Here is a 9,742-nt window from a genome sequence, read left to right on the forward strand (position 1 = left end):
ATTTTTTTACCGCTATTCTCTGTTTTTACACATAAGCGTATAAATAGAGTTTCTGCATGAAAGCGGAAAAATCAATGATGGCAATACATTGAATAAAAAGACAATCAGAGACGTCTCTTATTGGTAATATTCATCATGCGTTTTAGTCTATTAATTATATTCTCGATATAATATTTATTAATTTAATTAATAGCACGCTATTTTATTAATTCGGCCCATTGGTTTTCGCGTAAAAAAAGGGGACTGCCAATCACCCGATAACATCACAGATGGCATCATGATAAAACAAATGCCTCTGACAACAGCGAATCAAGGGTAAAGACAGAAAGAATATAGGCAAATATAAACATGAATAATCAGTCAGTTGATGTTGATTTGATTACCAGGTTTGACAATGAAGCCAAACTGCACGCGCTCAATTCCGTTTATGCCATCGCCGAATTCGACCTGGCAGGAAAATTGATTGAAGCCAATCCTCTTTTTTGCAAAATGCTGGGCTACAAAAAAGAAGACATTATTCAGAAAAGCCACACGCTTTTTCTGCCAGAAGCACAGCGTCAAAAACATGACCACTTCTGGCACGATGTGATTAAAGGGAATATTAACGCAGGGGAATTCCAACGGAAAACCCAAAAAGGAGACATCATTTGGCTCCACGCCGCCTATACGCCCATTATTGATCATTCAGGTCGCCGCGTTGGCGTCATCAAACTGGCGCTTGATATTACTCAGGAAAAGCGTCTGATGTCGGAGCATCGGGCACAGCTAGACGCGATTGAAAATTCACAAGGCGTGATCGAGTTTGATAAAGACGGCTATATTACCCACGTCAATAAACACTATCTGATGCTGACAGGCTACGAAGGGAAGGAAATTCTCGGCCTGCACCACAAATCACTCTGCGATCCTCTTTATACCGAACAAGCCGACTATCAAACATTCTGGGAAACCTTGCATCGCGGCCATCCCATCAGCGGGCGTTTCCACCAGTTGGGCAAAGACAGCCATTCATTCTGGATACAGGCGACCTACAGTCCAGTGATGGATAGCGACGGTAATGTGAGAAAAATCATTAAATATGCTCACAACATCACGCAAAACGTCGAAACCGAAAAGAAAGCCCATCAGCAAGGCATCATTCTCGATATCCTGCTGTCAGTCCACGACAGCTTTCTACTCGACCACAATCTGCCTTCCGCCTGCGATAAAGTCTTTGAGCGGCTGCTGAGCGTCACCAACAGCACCTTCGGCTTCATTGCCACATTGCAGGAAGATGAAAACGGCCAGTCGCTCTATCTTCCCGCAATCTCCAACCTTGCCTGGGATGAAGAAACCCTGAACTGGTACAGGCACCAGCGCAGAACCCATGGCGGCCTGAGGCTCCGTAAGCTGGATAATCTGTTTGGCCACGTGGTGACCCACAATACGGTGGTGTGCACCAATAACCTGCTGAGACAAAAGGCTGGCCGAGACCTTCCACCTATCCACCCCGCGCTGTATTCCTTGCTTGGCATTCCTATTACTCACAACGGCAAAGCGATCGGGATGATCGCACTAGCCAACCGTCGGGAAGGTTACGATCAAACGATGATCGAGCTATTGGCACCGCTGGTGAAAACACTCGGCATCATCATCCACGCGCGCGCGCTGGAGGATGAACGCACGCAGATAGAAGCCTCTCTGCGCTTTAACGCGGGGCATGATTTTCTTACCGGACTGCCGAATCGCAGTAGCTTCTTCGAACAGGCCAGCGATTTTTTTCTCCTCAAGCAGCAAAGCCAGCACACGGACAAAAGCTGTCTGGCGATTATCGATATCGATTTATTCAAAAGCATTAACGATCAGTACGGCCATCTGGCTGGCGATGCCGTCCTCAAAGAGCTAGCGATGCTCATGCGCATGTCGCTGCGTCAGGAAGATCTGGTTGCCCGCCTTGGTGGTGAGGAGTTCATCATTCTATTAAAAGATGTCTCTTACCAAACGGCGGTGGTAACGATTGAGCGTATTCGTCAAGCAATTGAGCAACATACTCTGGAATACGATCGCCAGAATCTGCGCTTCACGATTAGCGCAGGTATTGCCGTCTACCGTTCCGATCTTGCTTCCGTTGAGGACTGGATTCAGTTAGCCGATGAAAACCTCTATGCGGCTAAACGGCAAGGTCGCAACTGTGTGAAATAAGCCCATCCCGACAGCGCTGCTGGTAGCTTTGCTCGAACGTTTGCATTCCCGCAGCGGCTCCGGTTTGAATCAGACCGGGAAGCTGGTGCGTTTTCCCTTCCCGAATCAGGTTACTGACTGCCGCCGTCGCCGTCAGTACTTCATAAAGCGCAATTCGGCCACCTTGCGCAGCGGGCAGTAGCCTTTGCGTCACCACGGCCTGCAAGCAGGTAGCTAACTGGCTGCGAACATAGGCTTTCTCTTCACCGGGAAAGACGTCAATCAGACGATCGACCGCCTGCGCTGCACTACGTGTATGCAGCGTCGACAACACCAGATGGCCGGTTTCCGCCGCCGTCAGCGCCAGCCGAATCGTCTCCGTATCGCGCAATTCGCCCAGCAGAATGACATCGGGATCCTCCCGCAATGAGGCCCGTAGCGCCTGCGCAAACGATGCGCTGTGCGCACCGATCTCCCGCTGTTGAATCAGGCAACGTCGGCTGGCATGGATAAACTCGATCGGATCCTCCAGCGTAATCACATGGCGATCGCTGCTGTCGTTTAACGCCCCAAGCATGGCCGCCAGCGTCGTGGATTTGCCGCTCCCCGTCGCACCGGTAATCAGGATCAGACCGTTCGGTTTCTCCAGCAGCGTCGAGAGAACGGGGGGTGCCTGTAGCGTCGCCAATGAAGGTTGAACGGACGGGATAATACGCAGCGCCGCAGACAGCCCTTCCCGCTGGCGAAATACATTCACCCGCAGGCGTTGTCCATCGGGCAGCATTAATGCCCCGTCCACCTGACCAGTCTGCCGCAGTTGCTCTCTCTGAGCGGGTTCAAGCCAGGCATCGCACCATTGTGCCACCTGATCCGACGTTAAACGTGGTAAGGTATTTTCAGGCTGTAGCCGCCCGTCCACACGCAGCACCGGCGGGTGACCGCTACAAAGGTGCAGATCCGAGGCATTATGTTTTACACTACGCGCCATCCACTCATCCAACTCCATAGATAACCTCCTGAATAACCATGACGACAATCCAGCAGAATCTACAGGACATCCGGCAGCAAATCGCCACCGCCGCGGCGCATTGCGCACGGGCACCAGAAGAAATTACGCTACTTGCAGTCAGTAAAACCAAACCTGTGAGCGCGATCGAAGAAGCTATTGCGGCAGGGCAACGAGCGTTTGGCGAGAACTATGTCCAGGAAGGCGTGGAGAAGATCCATTATTTCCAGAAAAACCACCCGGACACGCCGTTGGAGTGGCACTTTATCGGCCCGCTACAGTCAAATAAAAGTCGACTGGTGGCCGAGAATTTTGACTGGTTTCACACCGTGGATCGCCTGCGCATCGCGCAGCGTCTGAGCGAACAGCGCCCGACCACCTTGCCACCGTTAAACGTTCTGTTGCAGATTAATATCAGCAGCGAACCGAGCAAATCAGGCATTATGGTGGATGAATTAGCAGAGCTTGCCGTCAGCGTCGCCGCACTGCCCAACCTGCGTCTGCGTGGCCTGATGGCGATTCCGGCACCGGAAACCGATTACGAGAAGCAGTTGGCTGTTTTCAAACAAATGGCCGCGCTGTTGCAAACGTTGTCCGCAAATTATCCGCATATTGATACACTTTCTATGGGGATGACGGACGACATGCGCGCGGCGATTAGCGCCGGCAGCACGATGGTGCGCATTGGTACGGCAATCTTTGGCGCGCGCGACTATTCAGTCAAAAACGCCTAACTGTCAGTAAAAGATCCATAAATAGGAGTACGCGCTGAACGGCACGTCATCTTTGACAGAATACAAACGGAACAGGTGATTAGCGATAATGCAGATGCAACAACGTAAAATAGCGTTTATTGGTGCCGGAAACATGGCGCAGGCCATTATCGCCGGATTAGTCAACGGCGGTTATCCCGCTCAACACATCAGCGTCTGCGCGCCTTCGGGTAAGAATCGCGATGCGCTGGCTGCACAGTATGGCGTGATCAGCAGTGCGGACAATGTCCGCTGCGCTCAGGAAGCGGACGTTATTGTGCTGGCCGTCAAACCGCAGATGATGGCAACGGTTTGCGAACCGTTGCGTGAACAGGTCAATTTCAGCGGTAAGCTGGTGCTGTCTATTGCCGCAGGCATCAACGTCGCGCGTTTTCAGGCGCTGCTGGGCGAACCGCTGAATATCGTGCGGATTATGCCAAACACGCCGTCTCTGGTCGGCAAAGGCATGAGCGGAATGTATGCCCCCGCCTCCGTCAGTCAGGCTGATAAAGATTTCACGGCACAGCTGATGCAGAGCGTCGGTAAAATTTGCTGGGTGGATAGCGAGCAAGGTATCAACGGCGTGATCGCCGCGGCGGGCAGCGCACCGGCCTATTTCTTCCTGTTTATGGAAGCGATGCAGCAGGAAGCCATCCGTCAGGGGTTCAGCCAGGAAACAGCTCGCTTGCTGGTGCAACAGGCCGCGTCAGGTGCTGCCGCGCTGGTTGAAGCCAATCCGGATACGCCGCTGTCGACCCTGCGGGAGAATGTTACCTCCAAGGGCGGCACCACGGCAGAAGCTCTGCGGGTATTTAACGAACAGCAGTTGACGCAAACCGTGGCCGAGGCCATGCAGGCGGCAATTGCTCGCGCACAGGAAATGGAAACGCTTTTTTAACCACCGCGGGTTCCCCGATTCTTTATCTTATAAGGAAAAGACGTACTTATGCTCACCCTGACTTTTCTGGTCAAAACGCTGGTCGACCTCTATGTAATGGTCCTGCTGCTGCGCATCTGGATGCAGTGGTCACGCAGCGATTTCTATAACCCGCTATCGCAGTTTGTCGTCAAAATCACCCAGCCGATTGTCGGGCCGCTGCGCCGCATTCTGCCGTCGTTAGGGCCAATTGACAGCGCCTCACTGCTGCTGGCCTTTATTCTCACGACGATCAAATACCCGTTACTGCTGTTGATTCAGGTTGGCGCGATTTCCCTTAGCCCAATGAACCTGCTGGTCGGACTCATTTCGCTGATTAAATCCGCGGGCTATCTGGTTTTCTGGGTCATCATCATCCGTTCCATCATGAGCTGGGTCAGTCAGGGCCGTAGCCCTATTGAATATCTGCTGCATCAGTTGACTGAACCGCTAATGGCACCGCTCCGCCGCATTATTCCGGTTATGGGCGGCATTGATTTCTCTGCGATGGCCGTGATTCTGATTCTGTATATGCTCAACTATCTGGGCATGGACCTGTTCCCGGGGCTGTGGTTCCTGCTGTGAGTGCGATTACCCGCCACGGCGATGCGCTGGTGATTCGGCTGTATATTCAGCCGAAAGCCAGCCGGGATCAGATCGTGGGTTTGCATGGCGACGAGCTAAAAGTCGCCATCACCGCACCACCGGTGGATGGGCAGGCCAACGCCCATCTGACCAAATTTCTCGCCAAACAGTTTCGGGTCGCCAAGAGTCTGGTTGTGATTGAAAAAGGCGAACTCGGGCGGCATAAACAGATTAGAATTACCCATCCGCAACACATCCCGGCTGACGTCGCGGACTTCATTGAATAAACACGCAGGACAAGACGATGCAAAAAGTGGTTTTGGCTACCGGAAACCCCGGTAAAGTGCGCGAGCTCGCCAGCTTGCTGGCGGATTTCGGTCTGGATATTGTGGCGCAGACCGAACTGGGCGTGGATTCTGCCGAAGAAACCGGCCTGACCTTCATCGAAAACGCCATCCTGAAAGCACGTCATGCGGCGCAAATCACAGGGCTGCCAGCCATTGCCGATGATTCCGGGCTGGCTGTCGATGCACTGGGTGGTGCGCCGGGCATCTACTCGGCACGCTACGCGGGTGCAGATGCCAGCGACCAGCAAAATCTGGACAAGCTGCTGCTGACACTAAAAGACGTACCGGACGAACAGCGCCGCGCCAGCTTCCACTGCGTGCTGGTTTATCTACGCCACGCGGAAGACCCGACGCCGATTGTCTGCCACGGTAGCTGGCAGGGCGTGCTGACGCATGAAGCGGCGGGCAGCGGCGGCTTCGGCTATGATCCGATCTTCTTCGTGCCGGAGCTGGGTAAAACGGCAGCGGAACTGACGCGTGAAGAGAAGAACGCGCAGTCTCACCGCGGTCAGGCGCTGCGCCTGCTGCTGGATGCGCTACGCAATGCTTAAGCTTCCCCCGCTCAGCCTGTACATCCATATTCCGTGGTGCGTACAGAAATGTCCGTATTGCGACTTCAACTCTCACGCGCTGAAAGGCGACGTGCCGCATCAGGAATATGTCGATCACCTGCTGGCGGATCTGGATGCCGATTTGCCACTGGCGAGCGCTCGTGAGCTGCACTCGATCTTTATCGGCGGCGGTACGCCCAGCCTGCTGAGCGCGGAAGCGATGCAGGCGCTGCTCGACGGTGTGCGGGCAAGAATTCCGTTAACGCCGGACGCCGAAATTACGATGGAAGCCAACCCCGGTACGGTTGAAGCCGACCGTTTCAGCGGCTATCAGCGCGCGGGGATTAACCGTATCTCCATCGGCGTGCAGAGTTTCGATCCGCAAAAGCTAACGCGCCTCGGGCGTATTCACGGCCCGGACGAAGCCAAACGCGCAGCGCATCTGGCGACTGGTCTGGGATTACGCAGCTTTAATCTGGATCTGATGCACGGCTTGCCGGATCAATCGCTGGACGAAGCGCTGGACGACCTGCGTCAGGCCATTGCGCTCAATCCGCCGCATTTATCGTGGTATCAGCTCACCATCGAGCCCAATACGCTGTTCAGCTCGCGCCCGCCGACACTGCCGGACGACGACGCGCTGTGGGACATCTACGAGCAGGGCCATGCGCTACTCAGCGCCGCGGGTTACCAACAATATGAAACGTCCGCCTACGCCAAGCCGGGCTACCAGTGTCAGCACAACCTGAACTACTGGCGCTTCGGTGATTATTTGGGGATTGGCTGCGGGGCACACGGCAAGCTGACCTTCAGCGACGGGCGTATTCTGCGCACGGTCAAAGTCCGTCATCCGCGCGGCTATATGCAGGGCACGTATCTGGATAAACAGCACGACGTCGCTAACGACGATCGGCCTTTTGAGTTTTTCATGAACCGCTTTCGCCTGCTGGAAGCCGCCCCGCGCGCGGATTTCACGGCGTACACCGGTCTGGAAGAGCACTGCATCCGCCCGCAGTTGGATCAGGCGCTAGCGCAAGGCTATCTGACGGAAACCGCCACGCATTGGCAAATCACCGAACACGGTAAACTGTTCCTGAACTCCCTGCTGGAGCTGTTTCTGGCGGAAGACGAGTAATCATTCCGTGGGCAGATTTATCACAGAAAACCTGCCCACCGCTTCCCACCCTATCTCTCCTTTTGGGTGATGACTTAAAGGCGTTATTTACAGCCTGAATGTCTCCACGATGAGGCGCAGACTCTGAGCCTGTTCAGAAAGTGACTGAGAGGCGGTTGACGACTCCTCCACCAATGCAGAGTTGTTCTGTGTCACCCCATCCATCTGGCTCACGGCCACACTCACCTGGGAGATCCCCTGCATCTGCTCAGCCGACGACAGGGCTATGCCATCTATTGATGTGGCGAGTTCTTCAACCAAATTAATGACTTTCATGCTGTTTTGGCCGGTTTCATTGGCCACCATCACGCCACATTCAACCTGACTCACCGTCTGCTCTATCAGTGACTTGATATCTTTTGCCGCCGTGGAACTGCGTTGCGCCAGGGTCCTGACTTCTGATGCCACTACAGCAAACCCACGTCCGCTTTCACCGGCACGCGCGGCTTCTACCGCAGCGTTGAGCGCAAGGATGTTGGTCTGAAATGCAATACTCTCTATGACCGAGGTAATGTCTCTCACCTTAGAGGCACTTTGCGAAATACCGCCCATGGTATCCGACATGCGTCTGACGTCCTTTTCACCATTTTTTACCAGTAAAGCCGTATCCCTTGCTGCGTTAGCCGTCTGCCTGGCCATTGCGCTGTTACTCTGAACGGCGGCCGTCAACTGCTCCATACTTGCCGCCGTCTGCTGAAGTGCAGCCGCCTGCTCTTCAGTGCGTGAAGCCAGCTCATTGTTACCCTTTGAGATTTCATCTGATGACAGCGCAACAGAAGCGGAGCCATCCTTAATATCTGAGACGATGCCACGAAGCCGCTCCTGCATTCCAGATAGCGAGGCCATCAGGCTGCGGGTATCATTTTTTCGCAGTTTAACGGCAGAGGACAGATCTCCCTGTGAAATCTCATAAGCGAGACGCTGTGCGTCGGCAGGTTCTCCACCGAGTTCACTCATCAGTTTACGAATAAGATAAATACTGGTGGACAAGCCAAACACCACTGCGATGGCTAACAGCACCAGTAAGATGATGTAAGCATGTTCAGTCGTTTTACTGTTTTCTGCGACAGCATCATCAGACCGTTGAGTGAGCTCTTGGCCCATGAGGGTCAGCCCGTCAATCAGAGGAACCTGAGCCGGCCTTACGGTCTCCAGAAGAAACTTCACTGTGGCTGCATTATCTTTCCCTAAAGCTATGGGGATCGTGTTGCTGAACGAATCCAGCGCATTTTTTTCGCTGTTCTCTATCAATTCGAATGCTTTAAATTCGGTGCTATTAGTAGACCGATCAATCATCTGCCCCAGCAGCGTACTGCTGTCAGTGAACCGTTGCTTTAATTTTTCGAGCCGAGCGGATTGCTCCTCAATACCTTTTTCATCGGTAAATAACGCAAGATTTCTTACTGTTATCGCCATGTCGCGCTGAATAAGCGTCAGGTCTGTGATCAGTTTTGTTTTTTGCATATCCCCCTGAACCACGGATTCAAGGGTGCTTTTTGCCTGATACAACGAATGAATGGCAACCACTATGCATACGGAGAAGAAAATAATTAACGTACCAAAACCGGAGCCGAGTCGTGTTGAGATTTTCATGAGTCTTTACTGGAAAAGGAAGGGTTACGACTATTTTCGGCATAAATATGAAAATCTTTATTCAGAAAAAATCTCAAGGTATCCGTCATGGTGGCATCCATTCCATAAATACATCCTGAGTAAAATCAGTACATTAATTTAATTAATACAATTGAAAACTCAGCCAGTATCCCTTGGTAATCATATCTGTGCAGCAACATAGCCAAATTCCGCTCTGAGCTACGCCCCATAAGCCGCAACATAATCTCAAACAATATCAGCCGGTTCAGCGCTATCGAGGATTGAATTTTTACCTGGGGTTATGACACAGTAGAAATCTATCACGCACGACTTATCACACCTGTTTATCAACCACCTGCGGGTAACGATGATGAAACGTATAACAACAATCGTAGTAGCGCTGCTGGTCACGGCAGCATTGAGCGGCTGTAATACCACGCGCGGCTTTGGCCAAGATGTGCAGAAACTGGGTAGCAAAATTTCACACGCCGCCAGCTAACCCACCGTCAAATAACAAAAAACCGGCCATACATCAGTAATGCCAGTCAGTTAAGCGACTGACTGGCAGTTTATCTACGGGCCTTACTGTATTTTTGGGGCCTTTCTTTTACTATTCGTGGGAAGGCCCTTTCCCTTCTTATCGGTAATTTCACCAGTT

The 9,742-nt window shown here is 52.7% G+C and carries 11 protein-coding genes; 8 read left to right on the forward strand and 3 right to left on the reverse strand.

What is annotated here, in order from left to right; all coding sequences use genetic code 11:
- Positions 1-348: 348 nt before the first annotated feature.
- The gene (locus Q3A88_RS08715) at positions 349-2,181 is read left to right on the forward strand and encodes a diguanylate cyclase (RefSeq protein WP_317177742.1); all 1,833 of its coding nucleotides are present in this window, start codon (positions 349-351) and stop codon (positions 2,179-2,181) included.
- Here Q3A88_RS08715 and Q3A88_RS08720 read toward each other — a convergent pair.
- Positions 2,150-3,166, reverse strand: coding sequence for a type IV pilus twitching motility protein PilT (locus Q3A88_RS08720; RefSeq protein ID WP_110162464.1), 1,017 nt, complete (start codon positions 3,164-3,166; stop codon positions 2,150-2,152). The two genes, Q3A88_RS08715 and Q3A88_RS08720, sit on opposite strands and share 32 nt — an antisense overlap.
- A 20-nt stretch (positions 3,167-3,186) precedes the next feature.
- On the opposite strand from Q3A88_RS08720, the gene Q3A88_RS08725 reads away from it, so the two are divergent.
- The 6 genes from Q3A88_RS08725 (at position 3,187) to hemW (ending at position 7,452) form a co-directional block, all read left to right on the forward strand.
- Positions 3,187-3,900: a YggS family pyridoxal phosphate-dependent enzyme gene (locus Q3A88_RS08725; RefSeq protein WP_233990582.1), complete on the forward strand. Its 714-nt coding sequence runs from the start codon at positions 3,187-3,189 to the stop codon at positions 3,898-3,900.
- Positions 3,901-3,994: 94 nt separating this feature from the next.
- Positions 3,995-4,816, forward strand: coding sequence for a pyrroline-5-carboxylate reductase (gene proC, locus Q3A88_RS08730; RefSeq protein ID WP_039285276.1), 822 nt, complete (start codon positions 3,995-3,997; stop codon positions 4,814-4,816).
- Positions 4,817-4,864: 48 nt separating this feature from the next.
- Complete coding sequence (locus Q3A88_RS08735) at positions 4,865-5,419, forward strand: YggT family protein (protein ID WP_010295003.1); 555 nt, start codon at positions 4,865-4,867, stop codon at positions 5,417-5,419.
- Positions 5,416-5,706, forward strand: a complete 291-nt coding sequence (yggU, locus tag Q3A88_RS08740) for a DUF167 family protein YggU (protein WP_010279110.1) — start codon at positions 5,416-5,418, stop codon at positions 5,704-5,706. Before Q3A88_RS08735 ends, yggU begins: the two co-directional genes overlap by 4 nt.
- A 17-nt stretch (positions 5,707-5,723) precedes the next feature.
- Complete coding sequence (locus Q3A88_RS08745) at positions 5,724-6,317, forward strand: XTP/dITP diphosphatase (protein ID WP_130623444.1); 594 nt, start codon at positions 5,724-5,726, stop codon at positions 6,315-6,317.
- A complete protein-coding gene (hemW, locus tag Q3A88_RS08750; RefSeq protein WP_317177743.1) occupies positions 6,310-7,452 on the forward strand; it encodes a radical SAM family heme chaperone HemW in 1,143 nt (380 codons plus the stop codon). Before Q3A88_RS08745 ends, hemW begins: the two co-directional genes overlap by 8 nt.
- Positions 7,453-7,539: 87 nt before the next feature.
- On the opposite strand, the gene Q3A88_RS08755 is transcribed toward hemW, so the two are convergent.
- Complete coding sequence (locus Q3A88_RS08755; RefSeq protein WP_317177744.1) at positions 7,540-9,084, reverse strand: methyl-accepting chemotaxis protein; 1,545 nt, start codon at positions 9,082-9,084, stop codon at positions 7,540-7,542.
- A 370-nt stretch (positions 9,085-9,454) separates the two neighbouring features.
- On the opposite strand from Q3A88_RS08755, the gene Q3A88_RS08760 reads away from it, so the two are divergent.
- Positions 9,455-9,583, forward strand: coding sequence for an entericidin A/B family lipoprotein (locus Q3A88_RS08760; protein ID WP_010279129.1), 129 nt, complete (start codon positions 9,455-9,457; stop codon positions 9,581-9,583).
- A 70-nt stretch (positions 9,584-9,653) separates the two neighbouring features.
- On the opposite strand, the gene Q3A88_RS08765 is transcribed toward Q3A88_RS08760, so the two are convergent.
- A partial coding sequence (locus Q3A88_RS08765) for a hypothetical protein (RefSeq protein ID WP_317177746.1) occupies positions 9,654-9,742 on the reverse strand: 89 nt, incomplete at its 5' end.

It is taken from the genome of Pectobacterium sp. HCp5_1, from assembly GCF_032905925.1.
In the GTDB taxonomy this organism is placed as follows: domain Bacteria; phylum Pseudomonadota; class Gammaproteobacteria; order Enterobacterales; family Enterobacteriaceae; genus Pectobacterium; species Pectobacterium brasiliense_A.